The following is a 25,950-nucleotide window of genomic DNA, read 5'->3' as shown; positions in this document are numbered from 1 at the left end:
TCCAAAATATGAGTACAAGAATTCCTACCGCTAGGAAATTACAATATTATAAAAATATAAAACAGAAATAGAAGGAGAAATTTATATATGCCAAGACTCAGAACATTAACAGAAACTTATAATTACATAAAAGAACAAGATAACGAAACCGCCATTACCCCTAATGCACTGCGCCGGATGGTGGTATCCGGTCAGATTCCATGTGTCAAGGCAGGCAAGAAATATTTGATTGACCTCGATGTATTGTTTGAATATCTCAAGGGAACCAAGCCGGAAGACGTGCTGCCGGGCTACAAAAATCCTTTGAAAATAATTCAATAAAATCAAAAAATAAACATCAAAATCAACTTGCTAATTGTAGGTGTCAGAGGTAACATGGTGTCCACAAAAGCAAAAAATCAATAAAAGGAGATATTCAAAATGGCATCAATTAGGGAGCGCAACGGCGCTTACTTTATTATGGTCAGCACGGGTTATGATACTACCGGCAAGCAAATCCGAAAAACAATGACATGGAAACCGGAAGATGGCATGACCGAAAAGCAAATTGAAAAGGCGCTGAATGAACAAGCGGTATTATTTGAAAAGAAAGTATTATCGGGGCAGGTGCTCGATGGGAGCGTTACCTTTGCAGAATTCACGGAGCGATGGTGCAGGGATTATGCCGAAGTCAACCTTGCTCCGAAAACTTATGCGAGGTATCAGTCCATGCTGAAGCGTATTTTACCGGCGATTGGGCATATCAAGTTGGATAAGCTGCAGCCACATCACTTAATGGAACTTTACAAGGATATGGGCAGTGATATAAACCATCGCGGATTATCATTTGTAGCAACTGATGATTTGATGGAGGTATTTGAGGATACAGGATATACTAGAGAAGCCATTTCAAAGTTGACGGATATTCATATTAATACAATTTATAATGTTTTTAAGAATAAGCCAGTAGCCGAGCAAACCGCACGTAAAGTGTGTGGGGTGCTCGGCATTCTTTTTGAAGAGGGGTTTGAACCGTCAAGGCCAATTAATGGTTTATCAAACAAAACAATTAAGCACCATCATCGACTAATATCGGCCATTTTGAATCAAGCGGTATTCTGGCAGGTGATTCCCAGTAACCCGGCATCAAGAGTAAAACCACCCAAGGTAGCACGAACAGAAGCACAATATCTCGATGAAAAGCAAACGGCAGAATTGCTTAGGCTTTTGGAACCTGAGTCAGTGCCGCATCAGACAATGGTAAAAATGTTCCTTTACAGTGGCCTTCGCAGAGGTGAAATGTGCGGTCTTGAATGGAAAGATATTGATTTTGAAAACCATTTGATTACGGTACGCCGTTCTTCCCAATATGTTGCCGGTAAAGGCATTTACACCAAAGAAACCAAAACTGAAACTTCCGACCGCACGATTAAACTACCCTCGCAGGCTTTTGAGGTTTTGAAAGGATACAAGGTTTGGCAAACAGAAAAACGTTTGAAAATGGGCGACAGGTGGGAAGTTTCCGACCGAATCTTTACGCAGTATGATGGCAAACCAATTCACCCGGATTCCGTTACAGGCTGGTTCCGCGATTTTATTGCTAAGACTGACTTGCCGCAGATAACGATACATTCGCTAAGGCATACAAATATTACCTTGCTGATTGCGGCAGGGGTTCCATTAAGAACAGTTTCCTATCGGGCAGGCCATGCGCAAACTTCCACCACCGAAAATATTTATGCCCATGCCATTAAAACGGCTGATGAAATGGCGGCGGACACATTGGATGATATTTTGACACCGAAAGGGAATTTAAAAAAATTAGGATGAAACTCAACCGAAACAGATTAGCAGGTATAGGAGTAGCTTCCAGTACCTGCTATTTATTTGCAAATTGATATAATATTAGACAAAGTGTTGTTAAATATTTCAGATGGCACATTATTCCCCTTGTTTTAATGCGAATAAAATGCTATATTATGGATAATTATTTATGAATTTAGTATAAAAAATTCCACTAATGCTGCTTAACAGAGGAAAATTTATGAAAATTATTAACAAATGCAAAAAAGCTTGTAAGGAAAACTGGATTACTACTACCATCATAGCATTTTTATGGTTGATACTAGGATGGCTAAAATCTTTCGGTATACATAGTATTCTGCTACTTCCGTTTAATTTCCTCACTGGTGCGTTGACTGGCTTGGACGGAGGAAGTTTTGTAGGTGGAATTGTAGGAAAAACAATCCTGTTAATGTTGCTCAATAGCTTTATCCGCCCTCTCTTACTGAGAAAAGGGAACAAAAAAGAGCGTGTTAAAATGGCTTCTAAAACATTTTTCAATTCAGCGCTTCAAAAGATTCCTCAATATGATAACCTCAAACAATTGTTTACCAAAGAACCATCCAAACTCTGTTATAATGCGTTTGGCTTTGGGATGGCATTTTTGGTTTATCCTTTCGTTACCGGAAACGGCAGCCTGCAAAATTCTTTTGTCTGCGTTTTGGCTTCCTTAGGTTTGTTTATAGAAGCACAAGCGCAAAGAGGATTCATTATTACTGTTTTGAATAACTTGCTCAAGAAAAAAGGAAAGAAGCAAATTAATAAAGACAATTTGAATCGGCTTATTTCAGGAAATGCTTTAGGCTTCGCCGTCACCTTTCTTTATTCTGCCGTAAGCGGATACAGTATATTGTCTTATTTAATCGGAATGTTTTTCATAATAACCGGATTTGTTCTCTTCTTTGTAAAAAGCAGGATTCAGAAATCTGAAGTTGAGGCGGCCTAAAGGATGAAAAAGATCACAAGGATTTTGTGCATGGTTGCGGCTATTATATGTATTATCGGAAATGCTTCGCTGGCCTTTGCGGAAACTAAATTGGAGAATATAAAAGACGATGAGACAGCAAATAAGTTATGGGAAAATTATCCAATAACGGCTTTGAGCTTAACGACGTTACATAAACATAAAGATAATGCTACTTTTTTTTGGGATGTTTTTAAGTTAAATGGTTCTGAATCAGCGATCACGTTAAGTACTTCAAAGCCAAAAAATTTCAGTATAATATTTACAGGAGATGGAACACCGTCTACCATGTCTTGGTTACTTAACTCTGATATAAAAACAGATGCCAATAATCTTTTAGGTGAAGGAGGGGAATATCTTCCGCAAGAGCAAGGACTCCAAAATATCGTTACAATCGAAGAAGTGATAGATTTAAAAAATGTTAAATTATCAGAAGATCGTTCCCAAATAACGGGAGAGTTTTCTTATTACGGGCAATTTTATAGGTTAGGAAAAAATATGATTAATCAAACGAATGGAAAGTACGATAGTTTAGAGCCTTATCCAAAATTTACAATACATACAAATGGAGTAGTAAAGGCTGATATTTACTATGATGACGGAAATTGGAATATAGGTTTTAACTGCCTTCCCTATAATAATCAATGTATCGTTGAAGAAAACGGGAAGAAATGGGTATATCCGATGTGGCAATACGGTGGAGACACTGAAAAAAGGCCGATTGGATCGACAGAGTTATCTTTACGTTTTTATATGTTTGCTTCAGAATTGGTTTTTAGTGATACACCGTTCCCTCCGGAAAATTCCGGGGCTGTCTCACCGATTAAGGTAGCCGCAGCAGCAGTGCTGTCTGTAGGAGCGGCGACAACGGGAAGTGTTGCGTTAAGTACTTTTAGCGGAAGTGATTCGGAGCAGTGCGCTGACAATGAGGGAAACGACACCGAAACGTCTGAGCAAAATACAGATGACAACCCGGAGCAAGATGCAGAAAGTCATGACGACAGCGCAGAATATTCCATTCTAATCAATGATGGAGCAACGTTGCCGGATCTATGCAATACAAAGGGCGCTTCTGTTCAGATTCCAATATACATAGAAAACGGAGATAACTTAGGATGGCATTATATTATCACTGCAATCTGTCCAAATGCGATCAAAGCGGTAACGGGAATGGCAATTAGCCCTGATGGAAGCAACTCAGCCTATGCCGCCATTTCTATAACTGGGAAAGAGTTTAAAGAGGATAGCTTGCCGGTTTATTGTACAATCATTGCTTTTGCGGATTCCGACGGCCATAAAGTGCAAACTCATGATAATTTTGAACTTGCGTTATATAATCAAGGTTTGCATGCAGAGGCAAAGGATTCTCACAAAGGATTTAATGCCGATAATTTAAAAGTCACTTATATCCATGAAAGTAAAGTGAAAGGTATTGCAGATAAGATTGAACTCAAAAAAGATGAATTTACGGCTAAAGTTATAGAAGAGACGCAATTTGAAATAAAAGTAGATATAAGTGCTAAAGAGAAGAAATTGGGGAATTGTGTTATTACAATAAAAAAGTAGGTTCACATATATCTTTTTATATATTTATATTATATATTACATTTAAAGTAGGAGAAAATAAAAATGGATAGGGAAATTACAATTTCGCTTGTTGCTGGACTTTTTGCTATTTTAGGAAGTATTTTGGCTATAATTGGTGGAATAATTCAAGGCCGTTATACAAGCTCCAAACAAAACGAACGGATACTTTTTGAAAAACGTCTTTTGGTGTATGAGAAACTTTGCTCATGCCTTGCAGAAATACCTGATTTAAAAGATGAATTGGATGGAGAAGATTTAGCGAAGATGCAGAATACAATTAATGAAATAGACAGCTTTAGAAATAGCCAGTATGGTGGATTTTTTCTTTATAGTAGTGATGAGGTTCTGATTAGAATTAAAAACTTTTTTAATATAGTAGATGAAAGTTTAGAGAGTGGATATTTTAATGAGTATGTTGATGATTTAAAAAGCACAGCAAACAAATTGATCTTCGCAATTCGTTCTGAGACTGAACTCAAAGTATCATTCTTTACACAAAATAAGTCAAAGGTATGATTTTTAACTTTTAATGTATCTGGAGGATACTACCATCTAATTATTAATAACTTTATATGTGGCTGTGGATTTCTCGTTGTTTTAATATTAGTAACTACAAGTAGATGTTTATTTGCTGTTTATTGCCATAAGAAGTAGCGTTAAATCACTTGAAATTACCGTAAGTTGAAGTAATGAAAACCCGCAATAACCCGAGATTACTAGAGGTTGCAGTAAAATGCTATATAGAAAAATCTTCCCTCATAACCCGAAGGTCGTAGGTTCAAATCCTGCCTCCGCAACCAGTCAAATGTACGCCTACATTCACGGTGAAAGAACCGTCAGTGTTGGCGTATATTTTTGTTATATGGAAATTAATGATCTCTTTCAAATGTTCATCGTCGAAATGCTCAACCGAATAGCGGAACAGGTCCACGATTTTTGCTGGGTCAAGCTGTCTCCCCCGATGGCTTTCCGAATGGGCTATGATATCCTCTAATTCGCTTTTGCGGATACGCAGGCGGTTTACTTCATCTTCCAGCTCGGGGAATTCTACTCCTGAAAGAATGGCTTTTACACCATTCGTAATTTTGAGATTGATTTCGGACAGTTCTTGCCGCTCTTTGGAAAGATCAGGAGCTGCACTGTTTACCGCGTCTGCTATGGTGCAAGCAACTTCCGTGAAATCGGCTTCCAGCAGATACGCCTTTAAGTGCTGTACAACAAAAGTCTCTATGCTGTCAGCATTAATATTTTTGGCGGGGCATGTCCGGGTACGGTACTTGTTGCCGCAGACATAATAGCGGGTGCCATATCCTTTTGCATTGGTGCTGCAATGGCCGACGTAGGTAGCGCCGCAATCAGCGCATTCGATTAACCCGGCTAGTAAGTATTCACGCTTTGCTTTATTGGTTGCGTTTCTTCTGCTACTGTTCAATCTGGTTTGCACCCCTTCCCATAAGTCACGTTCAATGATTGCCGGGATGGCATTTTCAATCCGAACACATTCGGGGTTCGGTTTACCGCCCGCCCATTTCCGCATCAGCTTCATTTTGCGCTTATTCCATGTGTAAACGCCAATATACCGTTCGTTGCTTAATATTGAGGGGATACTGTTTTTCCCCAGCGGTTGGCCACGCTTGCCGCGGTCATGGAGCGCATCAAGAATCTGATTATAGCTTTTCCCATTGCTGTACATTTTGAATATGGTACGCACAGCTTTCGCTTCCGTCTCATTAATTATGTATTGCCCTTTTACAATGTCGTACCCCAGCGGAGCCACACCGCCCAAAAACACGCCCTGTTTTGCACGCTCCGCGACACCTGCAATAGACTTTTTCCGCGTATCCAGTATAGCGTGTTGTCCAAGACCGACACTAATTAATTCAGTTAAAAAGTCGTTCGGATTTGTGATATCACCTAAATGCTGAGTTGCTGATATAACCTCTATACCCAACCGCATCATGTCTTTGCGAAAATTAAACCAGTCGGCAACGTCACGGGAGCCTCGCGTAATATCGTAGATCACAACCGCATCAAATTCTTTTCGGTTTGCGGCGGCAACCATGTTTTGAAAGCCTTCACGATCTTCGTTCGTTCCGCTTTTAGCTTCGTCAGCAAAGAAAGCACAGATTGTAATTTTATGATCGTTGCAATATTTCTGGATTGAATTCATTTGATACGCTATGCTGTTGTCTGTTTGGTTATCTGTTGAATAGCGTGCATACGCAGCTGCTTTCATAAAAATCCCCCTTTATTTTCGACCTGCCCTATGGTATCATAAAAGGGCAGAATAATTTTGTAATAGCCTTATAAAATCCTGCATCTTACCCGTTCGGCGCGCCAACGCCGGGCGGGATTTTTTCTATTTAAGCATCCATATTTTTACATTGATCACATTTTTTATATTTTGGCAAGCAAGTCAGCGCTTCCACGGAGTCACGCGCTGCCGTCTTCCCATCATCATTTAATTCACGGAAGTTCTTAATCAAATCTTGCTCTTCGGAATTTAATTTTTCCACTTCGGCCTCGGCTGGAACGGGGGATTTTTTTATTGGCATAAATTCTTGACAGAAGTAATCCAATGTCACGCCCAAACATTGGGATAGTTTATATAGATCTTCCAAATTTGCTTTCAAATTATCTCTTCTAATTATCCGAAACTAAGCCACAAAGATCAGCTTAACCGCTCAGTGGGTAGAATGAAAGGGAAAATTGTAATGAAAAAACAGACAACCGAAATTCGCGGAACGTTTGTAATTAATAAAGAAGCAAAGTCATGGACGCCAGAAGTTGCGGCCCGCGCTGTATTTGGAATGTCCCTTGAAGATCTCATCAAGGATATTCGGGAAAATCGTGGCGGCAAATATGATGACCTTTACATATAAGACGAGACGTACTGACAGCTGTCCAAGATTGGGAATGAAAGGAGACTGGAAAAATGAAACTCAAAGCGACAAAAATGCGACTGTATAATCTGGTACTTGCGCATTATCCGGATGTTCCGCCGATACGGCAAACCGAATTCACTAAAGTACCTTATAGCCGGTCATGGTGGTTGAGTTTCGACAGGCCCGGTGGATCTTGCGAGGTGTATTTTTCGACTTTATACGGAAAGCCTATGCTTTTATTTTGCGGTGCTTCTTCGCACGAAGCTACAGAAATAGAAACGGCTGAACTGAAAAAATACAATTTGCTGGAAGGAGAAAAAACCGATGAAAGCTAATGATTTTTGCTCTGTGTCATATTCAGTAATACTGGACAAGAATTTATCACTAAAAGCAAAAGGGTTATATCATCTGATAAAAAGCTGCATTGAAGATCCTGAATTTGATTATGACCATTTCAAACCAGCGGTAAAGGCAAAATGCAAAGAAGGCAGTGATACATTTGATTCAACATGGAAAGAGCTAAAAACGGCAGGATATTTAAAACAGCGCCGAATCTCACACGGCGATAGTGAAAACAAAGGATTTCATTATGAATATGAACTTTTAGATACTGCCTATGATTCCACCCTGCCATTTGAAACGCTGACTACACGCGGAAGAACGGAGTAAATATGCCGATAGAGGAAAAACGCAGTTATTACGCCATAATACCGGCAAACGTAAGATACGATAAGAGCCTTTCGGCAAATGCAAAGCTGCTTTATGGGGAAATTACAGCTTTATGTAATGATAAGGGATATTGTTGGGCCACCAATAAATATTTTTCTGATTTATTTGGAGTATCACAAAAAAGCGTTTCAAATTGGATTTCAATGCTTGTCAGTAAGGGATATCTTTTTGTCAAGATGATCTACCGGGAAGGTACAAAAGAAATCTTGGAGAGGCATTTGAGCATAGTCAAACAGCCTATGGAAGAAATATTCCATACCCCTATGGAAGAAATGTTCCATACCCCTATGGAAGAAAAGTTCCAGGATAATATTAAAGAGATTAATACTACAGTTAATAAGTCAGTCAGTCAGTCTAATGTAAAACAGGAAACCGACGAACTGACGGACGAGATTCGGAAAAGTTTGAAAACTCAAATTGACTATGATTACTTTGAGGACAATTTTCCAGAAGATTTGCCGGGCGTAGATGCATTAATTGACTGTATGGCCGAAATCCTTGTTTCTCCACGCACAAAGATAAACGGCAATATGCAGCTGAGGACAGTCTTAAAGCCGTACATAGACAAAGCGGATTCCGATAGCGTGAAAGGGTTTCTCGACCATATGAGGGGCAAGCCAATGCGAGGCGTAAAAAAAATTAGCGCCTATTGGCAGTCTGCTTTTATAAATTATCTCAGGGAAGAGGAACTTATAAAACTCACGATTTGAAAAAGCGGACGTGCGTCCGGTCTCCTGTTTCCTGATCGCGTCCGTTCCTTCCCAAAAAGCGGACGTGCGTCCCACGAGTATAGGGTCGTAAAATTTACTGATAGGAGGAAAAGGAAAATGAATTTACCAGCTGATGTCTATTACAGGGTTGTAAATATAGCGGAATCATATTACGTTTTGCGTGACAGGCTGAAAAAAATGGAGAATTCCGTTTTAAGTGGAACAGCGCGAAAAGACGGGCAGCCGAGGGGCAATCAAATCAGCGACACCACGGCGGCCAGAGCGGAAAAGATTATCGAAAAACAGGCCGAGTGTGATCGTAAGGTCAAAGCGATTGAGCGGGCATGGAACATTTTGGGGCCGCTTTATAAAGAATTCATCAGGATGAATTTCTTTGAACATCAGGACGCGCGGAACCTGGAGTTTCCCATGTCGCTTGAAGAAAAGAAAGAGGTGCGAGCTTTTTTCCTGATAAAACTCGCACGAAACCTAAATGAGATTTAAAGACACAGGAGGCGCCTACACCCGTAGCAGGGCATAAAGAAACTGGTGTACTTTGAAAATTACATAGGCGCGCTGTGCTATATATTTCTTGACAATCATCATAAAAAGTGGTTAATTTATCGTAGTGAATATTACGAAGTTGGCTGCGAATGAACGGAGGATGTTATATGAACAGAATGAGTCCGAAAACAAGAAGATACCTTACCCTTGCTGTTACAGCTTTTGTAAGCATAGGAGCCGTTGCTCTGGTGATTATGAATAGAGTTGGAGTTGAAGCGAGACAGGCCGCAGAGAACGAATCCAGCACGCCGGTTTCCTCGGAAGAAGTAGTATCCGTACCGCCGATCATAGTTGCCTCGCAGGAATCTAAAAGCGGAAGTGCTTCCGCTTTTGTCCCTTCAAGCGGAGCAAGCGCTGCAGCACCGTTAACCACCATATCAAAGCCGACGTCTGCGCCGCCGGAGCCTACGCCTCCGGCCAGCTCTGCGCTGACGGATAAGAATAAAAAGCCCAGCTATTCCAGTAAGCCGGTAGTTTCAAAGAAAACGACAAGCAGTAAACCGACTGGTGGAAAGCCTGGGCAGGTTTATGATCCCGTCTTTGGTTGGGTAACGGTTGGAGGGGATAATCAAGAGACCGTTGTAAGCGGTGATTGGGGAGAGGGTCCCGAAGTGGGGATCATGGATTGATTGTTATTAATAAAATATTAGTGTAAAGGACACGGCGATTGAACCGTGTCCTTTCTTTTTTGGAGGTTGAAAAGAATGATAAAACGCATTGTTTCTTTTTTGCTGTGTATGTCCATTCTCTTTTCTGTTTCATCCCCATTCGCTTTTGCTGATACTGGGGATGGCAACATGGACGGTGGCGGTGGCGGGATGGGAAGCGGAACCGGTACCAACTTTTGGCATGAGGGCGAGGACGGCGCAAGAGTGACGGTAATCAAGGCCAGTGATAAATCTGTTGTATCCAAATCTATTGATCTGACCAATTATTCCGAATTGGATGTACAAAAACATTTCGGAAAAAAGAATAAAATGCATTATAAAAATAGTTCTACGTTAAGCTTATACATTAAAGGGTATTCCTATTCCAAGCCAGATTCTCCTATGCCTCGAATCATCAGTAACAGCGGCAACGCAAATATCGCCGCGATTAAGCATTTCTTCTGCACAACAGGAACCCTCAAACAGATTGCAAAAATTATTGGAGCGGATTATGAAAAGCTTATCAATGGCAACTACAAGCTGCTCATTGAGCCTATTGCGTATTTTACCTTCAACGGCCAGAAATACGCGATGACGGCCACGGAAGCGGCGTTATATGACCAAAAGCTCAGCGGTAAGTTGCGGTCAAAGATGGTTTCTTTGACACATCAAAACTTACCGCTTTCGTTATTCCTTGAACATTCAGACTTAGGATTTCCGGCCTATTCCGGTTCCACGTCGAAACCGCAGCCGGATTCTACCATCATCTCATCCATGGGACTAGGCATCGTCAAGTTTAAACCAGGCGGCGAGGAGGATGATAGCGGGGACGGGGGAGACAGCTCCACCAGCGCTGAGTATCGCGTAGACACCGACGTGATCACATCGGTTACATTGAGCGCCGACAATGAAATCAATCCGGACAGCCCGGCAAAGGTTACGTTTTCGATCATGGGCGGCTCCTACACCGTTACCAACATTGTCATTCCCGAAGGGGAGTCGCAATTGGTGTGGGTGAAATGGCATACGCCCAGCTCCCCGCAAAGCGTTCATATCTCCGTGAGCACCAACAAAGGCTCTCTTAACACATCTTCCTTTACGGCCAGCATTGTCTCTCTGGATGGGAAAGACCCGCCTGATCCGCAGGCCAATGACCGCAACGACGCCTTTTCCATTCCAAACTTGCCGACCAACACGCAGCAGACAGGTAATTCATGGGGCGTGTGGAGCGCCCAATGGTACCCGGTATGGGTATGGCATGAAAGCTGGAAATGGATTGCCGATGCGGAATCTCCCACCGGGGGTCACTGGAAAGACGAAGGAAAATGGGTGGATGAAGGGTACTGGAATTACAGCTTCACGAATTATAAGGCCGTCCTTTCCGCAAAAATGAGCCTATTACCGGATGATAAGGTTTGGAGCGCAAAGGGAAAGCAGATGCCGTCCGCATATGGTGTGAAGATCAGCGTGACCAGCGACATGACCTCCCCGGCGCCCTCGTCGCATATCACCGGCGCTCAAACAGCAGTAAGCTATTTTCCTGAGTTTCAGTATAAAACCTATTGGCGGCACCTTGCTTACTCTGCAGACGGAGAAGCTTCCACTTTCCAGTTTAAAAACAATATTTATTCCACCTATAACCGTCCCGTGCATTTCACGCCGCTTTGGTTTCCGGACGGGAAGTACACCGTTTACACATATCTACAAGATGCATGGACACCGGCCGGTATGCTATCAATGAACCTGAACGACTACGTGACCATCAAAGGCTCCGTATTTAACGATTGGCACATCGGCCCAAAGCTGGTGGATTGAATAAAGAGGAGGACAGAACAATGTTAATGGAAGCAAAGAATTCTATGACCTTCGGGGAACGCTTAGTTTATGCCAGAAAGAAAAAAGGGCTAAACCAAGAACAGCTTGCAAAATTAATCGGAGTGTCTTCGGGCTCTATAAGCCTCTGGGAAATTGGCAAATACAAACCTGATATTTCAAAAATTCGTAAAATAGTAAAAGCTTTAGAAATATCAGAAGGTTGGTTAATCGGAAACGACAATTTTAAGATGAATCATCAAGTGAATAAGCTTACCAAAGAGCAGCAGAAGCTTGTGGGTGATAATGAGTATATAATTAAGTATGTGTTTAATAAACTTCATACAATACAAAATTATGATGACTTCTATGGCAATGCTGCAATTGGCCTATGTGAAGCAGCTAGAAATTATGATACGAACAAAGGAGTCCCATTTTTCGCTTTTGCCGTTCCTTATATAAAATACAAAATATTCAAGGAGTATAACAAAGGAAAAGAAAATTTTGCTTTAAGTTTAGATCAAATAGTTTTGGAGGAAGGTACTAAATCACTTTACTCTCTTGTTCCGGCACCCGATGAATGGGAAGCGGTCGAATATAAAGTTTTAGTCGAATCAGTTTACCAAAAAGTAGAACATGTTTTAACAGCTAATGAAAAAGTAGTGTTTCGACGTTGGTTACATGGTGAACAAAATAGCGACATTGCAAGATCTATGAGGGCTAACCGAGCAACGATATCATTGAGAATAGTGAAAGCCAGAAAAAAATGTAAAGATTTGATAAATCCCGATGAACTTTTTACATAGGAAGAAGGCACAAAATCATATTTTTTTCTCTGCTTTAGGCGCGCCGAGCCGCACAGCCAATTAAGATAAAAAAAGAAAGGGCAGGAAGAATTCATGAAAAAAAGTCTTAAAAATTCACCGTCTGCAGCCTCAGGAGAACCACCAAATCCGAACGTTCTTGAGGGGAATTCGAGTTGAAATTATCACAATTTCGGCCCACTTCGATCTAGCAAGGTCAAAAGTGCTGAAAAACGGCTTTCCCATGCGGTTTTCTGGCGTTCTCCCCAAGGGATTTCAGCTTAATGAAAACTGTTAGAGCAACTTTGCAGGATAAAGCGTTGCAACCAAAAGGTTGCAACGAGGTACGCAACGCCCAGCGGTGCTGGGCGTTTTGGGGATTTTAACTTTGGTTGCAAAATTTTTGCATTGCAAGCAAAACACACAGCAACAATTCTATTATTCAGCTGTCTAATGCGATTTTTTGCGCCATCATTTTTGCAACCATCATTTTTTAATAGGAGGGCATTTTATTATGTCTGATACTTTAAATAATCAAAAGCTCAAAGATGTAAATATTCCGTCAACTAAGAAATTAAAGACAACCTTTTATCTCCCCAAAAGTACTTTTGAAAAGATAGATAGTTTGATCGCTCTGTCAGGAGGAAGTCATTCACGAAATGATGTGATTGAAAAAGCAATAGATTTCTTTTTCGCTTACACCACTTCACAAATCAGTCAGGATTATTTGTGCGGCGTATTTGGTTCAAAGATGGAGGGGCTTGTTGGTAATCTTGCGACCAGAATTTCAAAAAGCAATTTTAGAAATGCAGTTGAAAGTGATATGACCAACCGTATGCTGTCAACCGTATTTGAAATTGATCGAAATAAATACGATAAACTTCGCGCAAAAGCAATCCAGGATGTGAAACGCACCAACGGATCCATTGATATTTTGGAAGCAATCAATGAAAGCGAATCCGACGATCTTTCCAAATAATATAAATTGTTTGCCGACTTTATTTACAACAGTTTTATTGCTAGTCTGTACATGCCCGTGACAGCAAAATGGTGTGCAAGCGAAAAAGCTTTACATACAACGAATATGCGGCGTAGAAGTCAACACAGTCACAAAAGAACGCGACACATAACATGTTTCCCTGTGAGCTAAAAGGTCTTACAGGGGAAATTGTTAATGGCTTTGATCTGCGGCTTTGCCAAGTTCTTTCGATGTCGGTTTGTGCTAATTTTACCGCTGCCATCTTAAATTGCTTGTCATATACTGCTCTTTTCATAAACTGGTTCCACCGCGCATATTTCGGTATCCAGTTTATTATACCATCTCCATTTCGCGCTTATCTCGGTGACCAGTTTATTATACCATCTCCAAGTGACTAACTTTTCTATTGGTTCAGTCTTCGGGGTTTAGGTCAAAAATAACAACTTACAAAGATGCACGATTGGTGCTTGAACATTTTGATGTTGTTATTGTGTTGATAATAGTCACAAAAAATGTTATATAGCAGCAAACAGACTTACCAATTATAAGTATTGTTACAAATTATTTGGTAATAAGCTACAATTATTATTCCAATTTTAATATTTTTATTGACATTTATGTATAACGGCATTATACTTCTTTATACTTTTATATTTAGGAGTAAGAAATAAATGTCGGAATTTTCAGAACAATTAAGGGAGATAATAGATCAAAACAATGTTAAAATATATACGCTAGCTTCACAAAGTGGCATTGACCGCACGTTAATTCATAAATTTTTAAATGGCCAACGCATGCCAACTAGTGAAAGCGTTGTTAGAAAAATAGCTGCTTCGTTATTGCTTACTCCCGAAGATTATAAACAACTATTACAGGCTTATAAAATTACTAAAATGGGCAAATCGGTTTATTCTTGTCGAAAATTAGTTATGGACTTTTACAATCGATTTGATCCGGCTCCTAACGTGGATATTGTTTATCAATCTTACCCAACTAAACAAGTTCTGTCGACTCAAAGCGAGATAGCTGTATATGGCAAACCTGAAGTTAACCAATTAGTTCAAGACGTTTTGTTCTCTGAAGCAAGTTTGGATAAGGGAAGAATAGCAATAATTGCTCAACCTGAATATTCATTCTTGTTTGAAATTATGGCACTAGCAGGAATGCAGAATAGTAGTTTAGTTATTGACCACATTATTTGTTTGGAAAATTCTCAGGATGAATACAACGCTTTGTATAATTTGAAATGCCTACAAGCCATGATGCCCATTTTGGTGTCGGGATGTGCGTATCGCCCAAAATGCTATTACGATAATGTAAATGCACATTTCGGGCAAACTAATATTTTGCCTTATATAATTTTAACCAGCAGTAATGTCATACGAATTTCTTCTGATATGTCTAGTGCACTTTATTCTGATTGTCAGCAATTCATAGAGCTTTATCAAAAAATATTTGCTAAACAACAAGCTAGCTGTTTTCAGATGGCATTTAATTTGCGTTCGATATGTGGAGATGTTAAATATCTTAAACAAATGTGTTCACAATCAAACTTTATAGAGTTTTATTTTTCATCTGACCCGTATTTATTGCCCTACATAGATAAAAAGATGCTGAATCCATGTGTAAATTCGAATACTAATAGTTCAGCATTTCCTAATATTTCGGAATATTTAAATTATGTTCGATTGAAAGAGTTTCAAGCAAGTTTCAATAATGTTTATTTTACTAAAGAGGGTGTTGACAGATTTTTAGCTACGGGTAAGCTAACTGAACCATTTTGCGAATATTATTCACCTATCGAGATTTTAGATCGATATCGAGTTTTGCAGTCAATGTATGATGATGCACAGAAAGGTATCTATCACCCTCTTCTTATAGATAACAATAAGATTAATATACCGGCAAATTTGTCAACCTATGTTATTACTGGTGGCATAACATGTTTTATGCTTAATTCAAATTTAAAACTGCATAAGTCGTTTGTTGTGACAGAAAAGAGTGTTTTTCTTTCATTTAAGGATTTTTTTACCTATTTACCGGAAAGCAGTATGGTTTATTCGTTTTCAGATACGATGGATTTTCTGAAAAATAAGTTGGATCAGGGGCGGAAATAGAGAGAAATTTCGTGTAGCTAATGTTATAGGTCACTAGCCAGTGGGAGACCACAGGTTAGTGATTTTTTTATTTTGGTATAATATGGAAATAATTTTAATTGTCACACAAATTTATATTGCCTAATAATCCTATAGACTTAGGCATCTAGCACTTAGCATAAAAAAATAAAATGTCACATGAATTGTCACATATTGCATTGTGAGAAATAAAAAATTATTATGAATTGTATCAGAACCTAAATTGTACTATATTTCATGACTTAGCAGACGAATATGATTTTCCACTATTGTTTTTCAAAATGTTTTGTCTGAAAGCCTTAGATGGAGAGGTGGAGATATCAGTAAATCTTTTGATAGTATGAAATGCCTTGCATTTTAATTACAAAAACAAAAGGAGTGTAGAGAAAAATGAAAATGTTGAAAAAGGGACTATCACTATTATTGGTCTTAATGATGGTAGTCTGTTCATGTGCAAGCACAGTGGCATTTGCCGAAACTGTTAATAAGTCAGCACTGGACACAGCAGTCAAGGCCGCAGAGGAAGCTTATCCGTTAACTGATAGCGGCAAATATACCGAGGGCAGCTGGGGAACTTATGAAGCTGCGTTGGAATATGCAAAATCAATTCAGGAAAAAACCGATGCAACTGAAAGTGACGTAACAGAAGCAGTTAATGGCTTGGAAACAGCACAAAATGGGCTTCAGTCTATATCTGATAAATCAGCACTAGATTCAGCAGTCAAGGCCGCAGAGGAAGCTTATCCGTTAACTGATAGCGGCAAATATACCGAGGGCAGCTGGGGAACTTATGAAGCTGCGTTGGAATATGCAAAATCAATTCAGGAAAACACTGATGCAACTCCTGACCAAATAACCAAGGCCATTGCAGACTTGGAATCAGCACAAAGCGGGCTTCAGCTTAAAGCTGACAAATCTGCACTAGATTCAGCAGTCAAGGCCGCAGAGGAAGCTTATCCGGTAAATGATAGCGGCAAATATACCGAGGGTAGCTGGGGAACTTATGAAGCTGCGTTAGAATATGCAAAATCAACTCAGGAAAACACCGATGCAACTTCTGACGAAATAACAAAGGCCATTGCAGACTTGGAATCAGCACAAAGCGGGCTTCAGTTTAAAGCTGACAAATCAGCACTGGATTCAGCAGTCAAGGCCGCAGAGGAAGCTTATCCGGTAAATGATAGCGGCAAATATACCGAGGGCAGCTGGGGAACTTATGAAGCTGCGTTGGAATATGCAAAATCAATTCAGGAAAACACCGATGCAACTCCTGACGAAATAACGAAGGCCATCGCAGACTTGGAATCAGCACAAAATGGGCTTCAGCCTATAGCTGACAAATCTGCACTGCAGACTGCAATCGCTGCGGCAGAGGAAGCGTATCCGGTTGCAGATAGCGGTAAATATACCACTGCGACATGGGAAGCATTTGAGGCAGCGTTAGGTGTTGCAAAGGCGACATATGAGGAAACTGATGCAACTGCAGAACAAGTAACAGAGGCCCTCGCAGGTTTGGAAGCAGCACAAAGTGGACTTCAGCTTAAAGCAGACAAGGCTGCCTTACAGACTGCAATTGCAGCTGCAAAAGAATTCTCAACAGGAACTGACAGCAGCAAATATACTGAAGCCAGTTGGACTGCACTCCAGAATGCAATTGAAACAGCCCAGAGTGTATATGATGATTCAAATGCGACTGCAGAACAAGTAACAGAAGCCCTTGCAGACTTGGAAGCAGCACAAAGTGGACTTGAACTACAATCCATTAAAGATGCAGAGGATAAGATTGATACACTGCCTAATCCGGGCACAACTGAAACCCTTACTCCTGAACAAAAAACTTCTATTGCAGCTGCTGCAGAGCAGGTTACTGGGTTGACCCTCGATGAAAAACTTGCACTGGACCATGACAAAATTGAAAAATTGGAAGAACTGCTTGAGAAAACAGCTACTTTAAACCCGATTACTATTGTAACAACTGGAATTCTTGGCGGGCAGGAAGTTCAAGCCCCGACCGTTTCTAATCTTCTACTCGCAGCAGGAATTACTGGCGGTGAGAGTAACAAACCGGTTGTTAATTTGGGGTTCACACAATTACCTCAGGGAACAAATCCAGATGCGGCCATTGTGTTGGATTTGACACTGACAAACGGTGGTACGTTAGTGCACAGTCTTAGCTTCCCTGTGACAGTTTCGTTTACGCTTCCAAGCAGCTTTGACGTAGCAAATCATTATATGGTTATTCATCATAAACACGATGGAACTGTCGAAGAATTGCCTCTTACTATTTCAGGCACAACCGGTTCGTTTACAACTACTTCATTCTCGGAATTTGAAGTTCTTTCTGGTGTAAATGTTTCAGGTATTACTCTGGATAAGACCACTTTAGCATTGACAAACAGAACAACAACCGGTCAATTAACAGCGACAGTATTACCTGCTAACGCTGCAGACAAAACAGTCGTTTGGTCCAGTTCCAATGCCAGTGTTGCTACTGTAGATGCAAACGGAAAGATAACTGCAAAATCAAATGGTTCGGCAGTTATTACTGCGAAAACCCAAAGCGGTTCATATTCGGCTACCTGTACAGTTTCAGTAACTGGATTCAGATCTGGTTCTAGTTCGAATGGCGGCGGATCCGGTTCTTCCGGATCAATCACTCCTACGCCTGGAATGACTTTTATAAGTGATACCAATATGGACTTCAGTGTAAATGGTGCATATCAATTTAAGATAACCAGCACAAATGGTTCTGCGCCAGCATTTGTAGTAGGCACACCGGGAGTCTTTACTGTTACTTTAGTAAAGACGGTCGGCAATGACTACTACTACAAGATTACCGCTATTGGTGCCGTGGGTACAAAGGCGGGAATTTATGTCAACGGTATAAAGCTTTTGGCGGCAACGGTCGGCGCTTCCGCTTCTACTGTGAAGAGTGACACTACCCGTCCGTTCAACGTAAAAGCTGGTGCGTCTTATACTTTCAAACTGACAGCAAATGAAAGACCAACTTTCGTGGCTGGAACCTCTTCAGCATTCAAAGTGGAATTTGTGAAAGCTGTCGGTAAGGATTACTTCTTCAGAGCTACCGCAATTGGTAAAGTTGGTACAGCTTCTGGGTTCTATATTAACTCTCAGAAACAACCGGTTGTAGCTGCGACTATAGTAAAGTAAAGAGTTACAAAATACTGTGGGGGCAGTTTGAGCAGAAGCTTGAACTGCCCTTTTCGGTAAATTATTATTATAAGATAAATATTTCTCGAGAGGAGAAATTAACATGAGATCAAAATTCAACAAATTTTGGATTTCTTTTATCGCCACTTTTTTATCTGTTATCCAAGTATCAAGTTTAATTCCTGCACAGGCGTTTGAGACTTTAGACAGCTCATCTGTGATGAGATCGCTTATTAGACAATCCATGACAACACTGGCTCCGGATATTCAGGAAAGCCGTTTAACTTTTATAAATTCTCAAGGGTATCGTACTGAATGCTTTGGCGTGGATGTTGATTTATCCAGTCAAAAAGCGGACATAATTGCAGGTACTCCAAACGACGGAGACAGCTACAGTATGCAAACTGTCCGCGATCAGGCAAATGCAGCCATTAAAAATGGGAAGAAGGTCATTGCTGCAGTCAATGGCGATTATTATAACATGGCTACAGGTGAACCCCAAGGAACAGTAATAAAGAACGGAAGAGAAATTCACACGAACAAAGCTAATGAATGCTTTTTCGGTATTAAAAAAGATGGAACACCGGTTATTGGAGACGCCGCTACATATTCATCTATAAAAGGTAACTTAAAAGAAGCCATTGGTGGCCCAAGGCTTTTAGTGAAAAATGGGATTGCCCAGACATATGATGATATTATGTATCCGTGTACTGCTGTCGGAATACGAAACGACAACTCTGTTTTTTTCCTATGCATTGATGGAGCGCAATATCCTTATTCAACTGGAATTAGGTTGTCTGATTTGGCAAAATTACTGGTTGAAGAAGGTGCCACTCAGGCGCTTATGCTTGATGGTGGCGGATCTTCGACTTATGTTTCAAGAACCCCGGGCGAGACCAACTTGTCCTGTAAAAACAGTCCATCGGACGGGCATGAGCGTAAAGTAGCAAACTCCATTTTGATTGTTTCAAATAGTGATTCAGATGGAAAATTTTTTTCCGCCTCTATTACTCCACAAGATAAAACTTATAGTCCTAAGTCAGCGGTTCAGATGAAAGCGGTAGGACTCGATTATTCCGGCGCGCCTGCGAGTTTACCTACGTCAGGGCTTAAATGGTCAATAAGTGATTCAAGTTTTGGGACAATAGACGAAAATGGGTTATTGACTTCAAATGGCAAAACCGGTTCAACTCAGGTTAATCTAAGTTACAATAATCAAATTGTTGGAACAACCAACATTGAATTTGCGATTCCAGATGATATTCATTTTTTGCAATCCAGTTTAAGTTTAAAATTAAATTCTGAACAGGACTTGGGATTGATATCAAGATATCAAGGGAGAGATGTAATTTTACATCAAGGGGATGTTCAATGGAATATTGACCCTAAACTAGGTTCCGTTGATGAACACAACATCCTGACGACATCCGATACTTCATTTACCGGGACAGTAACAGCAAGCCTATCTGGAACAAAATTATCTGCTTCAATAAAATTAATTGTTGGACAAATGCCTGTTGTATTGTATGATTTTGAAAATGGTTTAGATGATTGGGCCGCGTCAACTGCTGGTAGAGGAGAGGTTTCGCAAATTTCCCTATCAAATGATGCGGATTTCGTCCGGTTTGGAAAGAACTCACTAAAGATTGATTTTGATTGTACAAAAGGACAACCCAATACTACTCTTGGAGTATATGCCGGCCCAGCGGCCAGCAAGGATATTTCAGGTATGCCTACAGCTATCGGAGCATGGGTATATGCCACACCGGAAGCCAAAGGCTATTGGCTGAGAATGTACCTATACGATTCGAGCTCGGGCTCAATACAAAAACCCATTAACTTTACAGATGAAGGAGTGGGAATAAACTGGACTGGCTGGAAATATGTTGAGGCACCAATTCCAAGCAGTTATGTTGGCCCATTCAAAACTTATCCAAAGCAAATGATCCGTATGATGTCATTAAAGTCTGGAAATCCCGGTCCAATGACCAAGGGGAGTATTTATGTTGATAATGTTAGGGCAGTGTACGGTGCTTCTAATGATGATAATACTTTACCAATAATCAACAGCGTAAACATTGATGGAGAAACTTACACCCAGAGTCAGGTCGATATCACCGCATCTGTTAAGGATGACTTGACAGACAAATATGCTACAGGAATCAATTGGAATACCTCTATATTATTAGTGGATGGAAAGGACTACTCCAAGGATAAGAGCCACTTTTCATACAGTGAAAATGATGGCACCCTGAGTATAAAAGGATTGAATTGGACTGATGGGATTCATAAGGTTACGGTAGATACTCACGATAACTTTGGCAACGAAGCTAAAAAGGACGTATACTTCACAGTTGATACAGACTCAGGCTCAGGAGTAGAATTGACACAAAGTGAAGATCAGGCACTTTTAGGACAAAGCTATCATTTATCCCTATGTACAGAGAATGCATCCACATTAAGCGGAGTCAATGCGAGAATTCAACTGACTCCGGGTTTCCCAGTTTCTGAAGTTGCATTTGAGCAGTCTGTTCAAAATGGCAGTAGTTACACTTATGATCCCAATACAGGCTTGCTAAACCTAAATGTTAATACATCGAATGTTACTAAAGATCAAACGAGCTTGAATCTTGCAAATATCACCATCAATGTACCGAAAGGCACACTCTTGGGCAGTAAACTGACATATAGTATGGAGAAATCTTCTGTAATTTACAGAACTGACCCAGGGGAGGACTTTAGCCTAACATTTTCTTCGGAACCTCAAGATATCAATGTAGTTAGCTCATATTGTATAAAAATGCTGGATTCCATTGTTGGAAAAGATGGGAAAATCTTAGTCACCGATCAGGCAGGCTTTGCAGTTCCAGATGCAAAGGTCATCATGACAAGTAATAATGATACTTCCGTTGACTTGGGATTGACTGATCAGAATGGCGTACTGGCGAGTGCTAAGATAACCTCTTCTTTACAAAAAGTTTTTCTTCAGGCAGAGAAAGATGGGGAGTTCTCATTCCCGTTTTCAGCACAGAGCTATAATCCCGTAAAGGATAAAATTCCAAGCAATATATTGCTTGGAACAACAGAAGACCCAACAACGGAAAAATCAATAACTTGGATGAGTAATCCCCTTGAAAGTGCGGAAGTTCCTGTAATAGAATTTGCAAAGAGCTCACAATACAAAGCAGACAAAGAAAAAGCATTTCAACAAATAACCGGGACTTCTTTTATTCTCAATTATGATTCCGATGGTAGTGCAGTCAGAGAAAATTCTGTGGTAGTTACGGGGTTGGATTCTGGTACTGAATACACATATCGGGTTGGAGACGGGACTAATTGGTCCGATGTACAAAACTTTACTACTGATTCAGGTACTACCCAACTTTCTTTTAATGTTTTTGGGGATACTCAGTCTACGGATACAGGTGGATTAGATGATCTTAGTAATGTCCTGTCTCGTATCGAAAATTCTTCAAAGCTGCCATCGTTTTCCATTCATGTTGGCGATTTTGTAGATGATGAGCAGGTATTCAGCCAAATTGATAATACTTTACAAATGCTCAATTCACACCAAGTGTTCAATTCGATTGATACAATTCATGTATTAGGAAATCATGAATATCAAGGGGATGACGGAACAAAAGGAAGCACGATTTATGGAACTCCGCACAACGGACCAATTGTCAACAAAAATGGGTGCTACTCTACAAACTATGGTAATATGCACATTTCTGTAATTGGTTGGACCGACAGTGAAGCAACAATGAATCAAGAATTGGAATGGTTACGAGATGATGTTCGCGCAGCCAACAAGACCTGGAATATTCTAGCTACACATCAACCAACATATAACAAAAATCCTGCTGATTCCAATTCTATATTTAATCGTTTACTTCCTCAGGTGTGCGACCAGCTAGGAATCGATGTCGTTTTCAGCGGTCATGACCATTCCTATGGAAGAACATACCCTTTGATAGAGGGCGAAAAAGTGACTAATGGAACGGTATATATTTCAGCCGGACATACAGCAGAGAAAACCTATGATATTGCTGCTGATAGTAATATATATGAATATGTACAGTCAGACAAGGAAATTAGGACTTATATTACTGGCTCTGTAGATGATAAAAATCTTACAATTACAGCTTACAGTATGGATGGATCGGTGATTGATACCTGTAAATTAACAGCGAAAGATAAGATTGATAAAACTGCTTTGGAAGATATTATCTCAGATGCAGAATCACTGAAGGAAAGTGACTACACATTAGTAAGTTGGTCCTCTTTTAAATCTGCATTACAGCAAGCTAAGGAGATAGATGACAACTTTTATGTTGGCGCGGATGATGTAGAGAAAGCTCAAAATTGTCTGGAAAATGCCATTCAAAATCTGCAACTTTTAGCGACAGAATCAGATAAATGCTCGTTAGAAGCTTTGATTGAGCAAACTGAGGGGTTACAGGAAGATGACTATACTCTAAACAGTTGGAAGAAATCCGAACTCAAAGCTGCCCTTGACAATGCAAAGAATGTATATGATAATCCTACAGCAGCTGATAGTGAAGTTTCCTTAGCATTAAACATGTTGGAGACAGCAATCTCCAAACTCGTTCCAATAGCTAGAGAAGCTGACAGGGGAACACTAAAAGACGTAATTGAACAGGCGAAAAGCTTGAATGAGAATAATTACACACCTGATAGTTGGTCAGCCCTCAAGTACGCAATTAAAATAGCCCAAGATGTGTATGAAAACGCAACTTCATCTGCTGACGAAGTTACTAAGGCTATAGCTAATTTAGAGTCTGCAAGAAGTGGACTTGAGTTTGTCAAAGTGGACAAGGCTGCTTTGCAGACTGCAATTGCAGCCGCAGAGGAAGCTTATCCGTTAACTGATAGCGGCAAATATACCGAGGGCAGCTGGGGAACTTATGAAGCTGCGTTGGAATATGCAGTATCAATTCAGGAAAAAACCGATGCAACTTTTGACGATATAACAAAGGCCCTAGCAGACTTGGAAGCAGCACAAAGCGAACTTCAGCTTAAAGCTGACAAATCTGCGCTGCAGACGGAAATTGCAGCTGCAGAGGAAGCTTATCCGGTTACTGATAGCGGCAAATATACCGAGGCCAGTTGGGAAGCTTTTGAAGTAGCATTGGGTTATGCAAAATCAATTCAGGAAAAAACTAATGCAACTTCTGACGAATTAACAAAGGCCCTTTCAGACTTGGAAGCAGCACAAAGCGGACTCCAGCATAAAGCTGACAAATCTGCATTGCAAACGGAAATTGCAGCCGCAGAGAAAGCTTATCCGGTAACTGATAGCAGCAAATATACCGAGGCTAGTTGGGAAGCTTTTGAAGCAGCATTGGGTTATGCAAAATCAATTCAGGAAAAAACCGATGCACCTGAAAGTGAAGTAACAGATGCTTTAGCAGATTTGGAAGCAGCACAAAGTGGGCTTGAACTTCAATCTATAAAAAATGTCGAAAATATGATTAATAATTTACCTGATTCCAATAACACTCAGACGTTGACCGAAGAACAGAAAAATTCTGTTAAGGCGGCTACAGAGCAGGTTACTGGTTTGACCCCCGATGAAAAACTTGCACTGGATCCTGTCAAAGTTGAAAAATTGGAAAAACTGCTTGAAAAAACAGCTCATTTAAAGCCGGTTACTCCTGTAACAACTGGAATTTCTGATGGGGAGAAAGTTAAAAACCCAACCGCTTCTAATCTTCTACTTGCAGCAGGAATTTCTGGCAGTGCGAGTAATAAACCGGTTGTCAATTTCGGGTTCAAACAATTATCTCAGGAAACAAATTCAGGTGCTGCTATTGTCCTGGAATTGACACTAACGAACGACGGTAATGCAATACACGACCTTAGCTTCCCTGTGACAGTTTCGTTTACGCTTCCAAGCAGCTTTGACGTAGCAAATCATTATATGGTTATTCATCATAAACACGATGGAACTGTCGAAGAATTGCCTCTTACTATTTCAGGCACAACCGGTTCGTTTACAACTACTTCATTCTCGGAATTTGAAGTTCTTTCTGGTGTAAATGTTTCAGGTATTACTCTGGATAAGACCACTTTAGCATTGACAAACAGAACAACAACCGGTCAATTAACAGCGACAGTATTACCTGCTAACGCTGCAGACAAAACAGTCGTTTGGTCCAGTTCCAATGCCAGTGTTGCTACTGTAGATGCAAACGGAAAGATAACTGCAAAATCAAATGGTTCGGCAGTTATTACTGCGAAAACCCAAAGCGGTTCATATTCGGCTACCTGTACAGTTTCAGTAACTGGATTCAGATCTGGTTCTAGTTCGAATGGCGGCGGATCCGGTTCTTCCGGATCAATCACTCCTACGCCTGGAATGACTTTTATAAGTGATACCAATATGGTCTTCAGTGTAAATGGTGCATATCAATTTAAGATAACCAGCACAAATGGTTCTGCGCCAGCATTTGTAGTAGGCACACCGGGAGTCTTTACTGTTACTTTAGTAAAGACGGTCGGCAATGACTACTACTACAAGATTACCGCTATTGGTGCCGTGGGTACAAAGGCGGGAATTTATGTCAACGGTACAAAGCTTTTGGTGGCAACGGTTGGCGCTTCCGCTTCCACTGTGAAGAGTGACACTACTCGTCCGTTCAACGTAAAAGCTGGTGCGTCTTATACTTTCAAACTGACAGCAAATGAAAGACCAACTTTCGTAGCTGGAACCTCTTCAGCATTCAAAGTGGAATTTGTGAAAGATGTCGGTAAGGATTACTTCTTCAGAGCTACCGCAATTGGTAAAGTTGGTACAGCTTCTGGGTTCTATATTAACTCTCAGAAACAACCGGTTGCAGCTGCGACTATAGTACAATTATAAATCATAAATTGACCGATTTAGTTCAATCAAGTGATCCCGAAAAATAGACAATAATAAGATGAGCAACAGAGAGGGTTTGCTATCTGTGAATTGCAGGCGGCAAGCCCTTTAGTTTTGATTTGATACGGCGGTCGTTGTATGCATAGTAACTATAAATATAAAAATGGGCAGCAAAAAACCTTAGGGTCTAGAGCCATGAGGGTTTCTGCTTGGTGGAGTATAGATGATCAAGCTGCTGTGTGGTATGTGAAAGTAGT

The 25,950-nt window shown here is 40.5% G+C and carries 19 protein-coding genes; 17 read left to right on the top strand and 2 right to left on the bottom strand.

Annotated elements, in window-relative coordinates; translation table 11 throughout:
• Positions 1–87 precede the first annotated feature (87 nt).
• The 5 genes from J5W02_RS06340 (at position 88) to J5W02_RS06320 (ending at position 4,888) form a co-directional block, all read left to right on the top strand.
• Positions 88–321: a MerR family transcriptional regulator gene (locus J5W02_RS06340; RefSeq protein ID WP_219964834.1), complete on the top strand. Its 234-nt coding sequence runs from the start codon at positions 88–90 to the stop codon at positions 319–321.
• A gap of 99 nt (positions 322–420) precedes the next feature.
• Positions 421–1,809: a tyrosine-type recombinase/integrase gene (locus J5W02_RS06335; protein WP_219964833.1), complete on the top strand. Its 1,389-nt coding sequence runs from the start codon at positions 421–423 to the stop codon at positions 1,807–1,809.
• A gap of 214 nt (positions 1,810–2,023) precedes the next feature.
• Entirely contained in the window at positions 2,024–2,767 is a 744-nt protein-coding gene (locus tag J5W02_RS06330) for a hypothetical protein (protein WP_219964832.1), read from the top strand.
• A gap of 3 nt (positions 2,768–2,770) precedes the next feature.
• The gene (locus J5W02_RS06325; protein ID WP_219964831.1) at positions 2,771–4,351 is read left to right on the top strand and encodes a hypothetical protein; all 1,581 of its coding nucleotides are present in this window, start codon (positions 2,771–2,773) and stop codon (positions 4,349–4,351) included.
• 63 nt (positions 4,352–4,414) lie between these two features.
• Positions 4,415–4,888 carry a hypothetical protein gene (locus tag J5W02_RS06320; protein ID WP_219964830.1) on the top strand — a complete coding sequence of 158 codons (474 nt, stop codon included), beginning with the start codon at positions 4,415–4,417 and terminating at the stop codon, positions 4,886–4,888.
• A 262-nt stretch (positions 4,889–5,150) separates the two neighbouring features.
• On the opposite strand, the gene J5W02_RS06315 is transcribed toward J5W02_RS06320, so the two are convergent.
• Positions 5,151–6,608 (bottom strand): recombinase family protein, encoded by a 1,458-nt coding sequence (locus tag J5W02_RS06315; RefSeq protein WP_219964829.1) that lies wholly within the window; start codon positions 6,606–6,608, stop codon positions 5,151–5,153.
• Between the two features lie 127 nt (positions 6,609–6,735).
• Positions 6,736–7,005 (bottom strand): hypothetical protein, encoded by a 270-nt coding sequence (locus J5W02_RS06310; RefSeq protein WP_219964828.1) that lies wholly within the window; start codon positions 7,003–7,005, stop codon positions 6,736–6,738.
• Between the two features lie 81 nt (positions 7,006–7,086).
• Between J5W02_RS06310 and J5W02_RS06305 the strand changes: the two genes are divergently transcribed.
• From J5W02_RS06305 to J5W02_RS06250, 12 genes are all read left to right on the top strand, one after another.
• Complete coding sequence (locus J5W02_RS06305; protein WP_219964827.1) at positions 7,087–7,254, top strand: hypothetical protein; 168 nt, start codon at positions 7,087–7,089, stop codon at positions 7,252–7,254.
• Between the two features lie 53 nt (positions 7,255–7,307).
• A complete protein-coding gene (locus J5W02_RS06300) occupies positions 7,308–7,592 on the top strand; it encodes a hypothetical protein (protein ID WP_219964826.1) in 285 nt (94 codons plus the stop codon).
• On the top strand, positions 7,582–7,926 hold the full coding sequence (locus J5W02_RS06295) for a hypothetical protein (protein ID WP_219964825.1): 345 nt from the start codon (positions 7,582–7,584) through the stop codon (positions 7,924–7,926). The genes J5W02_RS06300 and J5W02_RS06295 overlap by 11 nt, the downstream gene beginning before the upstream one ends.
• Before the next feature lie 2 nt (positions 7,927–7,928).
• Entirely contained in the window at positions 7,929–8,696 is a 768-nt protein-coding gene (locus J5W02_RS06290; RefSeq protein WP_255575605.1) for a helix-turn-helix domain-containing protein, read from the top strand.
• 117 nt (positions 8,697–8,813) lie between these two features.
• Positions 8,814–9,200 carry a hypothetical protein gene (locus J5W02_RS06285; RefSeq protein ID WP_219964824.1) on the top strand — a complete coding sequence of 129 codons (387 nt, stop codon included), beginning with the start codon at positions 8,814–8,816 and terminating at the stop codon, positions 9,198–9,200.
• 167 nt (positions 9,201–9,367) lie between these two features.
• Entirely contained in the window at positions 9,368–9,889 is a 522-nt protein-coding gene (locus tag J5W02_RS06280; protein ID WP_219964823.1) for a DUF6550 family protein, read from the top strand.
• Positions 9,890–9,964: 75 nt separating this feature from the next.
• Positions 9,965–11,722, top strand: coding sequence for a hypothetical protein (locus J5W02_RS06275; RefSeq protein ID WP_219964822.1), 1,758 nt, complete (start codon positions 9,965–9,967; stop codon positions 11,720–11,722).
• Between the two features lie 20 nt (positions 11,723–11,742).
• Positions 11,743–12,525 (top strand): helix-turn-helix domain-containing protein, encoded by a 783-nt coding sequence (locus tag J5W02_RS06270; protein WP_219964821.1) that lies wholly within the window; start codon positions 11,743–11,745, stop codon positions 12,523–12,525.
• 511 nt (positions 12,526–13,036) lie between these two features.
• On the top strand, positions 13,037–13,501 hold the full coding sequence (locus J5W02_RS06265; protein WP_219964820.1) for a hypothetical protein: 465 nt from the start codon (positions 13,037–13,039) through the stop codon (positions 13,499–13,501).
• Positions 13,502–14,172: 671 nt separating this feature from the next.
• Complete coding sequence (locus tag J5W02_RS06260) at positions 14,173–15,618, top strand: helix-turn-helix domain-containing protein (protein WP_219964819.1); 1,446 nt, start codon at positions 14,173–14,175, stop codon at positions 15,616–15,618.
• A 408-nt stretch (positions 15,619–16,026) separates the two neighbouring features.
• Entirely contained in the window at positions 16,027–18,807 is a 2,781-nt protein-coding gene (locus tag J5W02_RS06255) for an Ig-like domain-containing protein (RefSeq protein WP_219964818.1), read from the top strand.
• A gap of 103 nt (positions 18,808–18,910) precedes the next feature.
• On the top strand, positions 18,911–25,693 hold the full coding sequence (locus J5W02_RS06250; protein ID WP_219964817.1) for a phosphodiester glycosidase family protein: 6,783 nt from the start codon (positions 18,911–18,913) through the stop codon (positions 25,691–25,693).
• Positions 25,694–25,950 lie beyond the last annotated feature (257 nt).

Origin of the sequence: Caproiciproducens faecalis, from assembly GCF_019448085.1 — a bacterium.
GTDB classification, from domain to species: Bacteria; Bacillota; Clostridia; order Oscillospirales; family Acutalibacteraceae; genus Caproiciproducens; species Caproiciproducens faecalis.
This window is presented reverse-complemented; position numbering and strand designations above follow the sequence as displayed.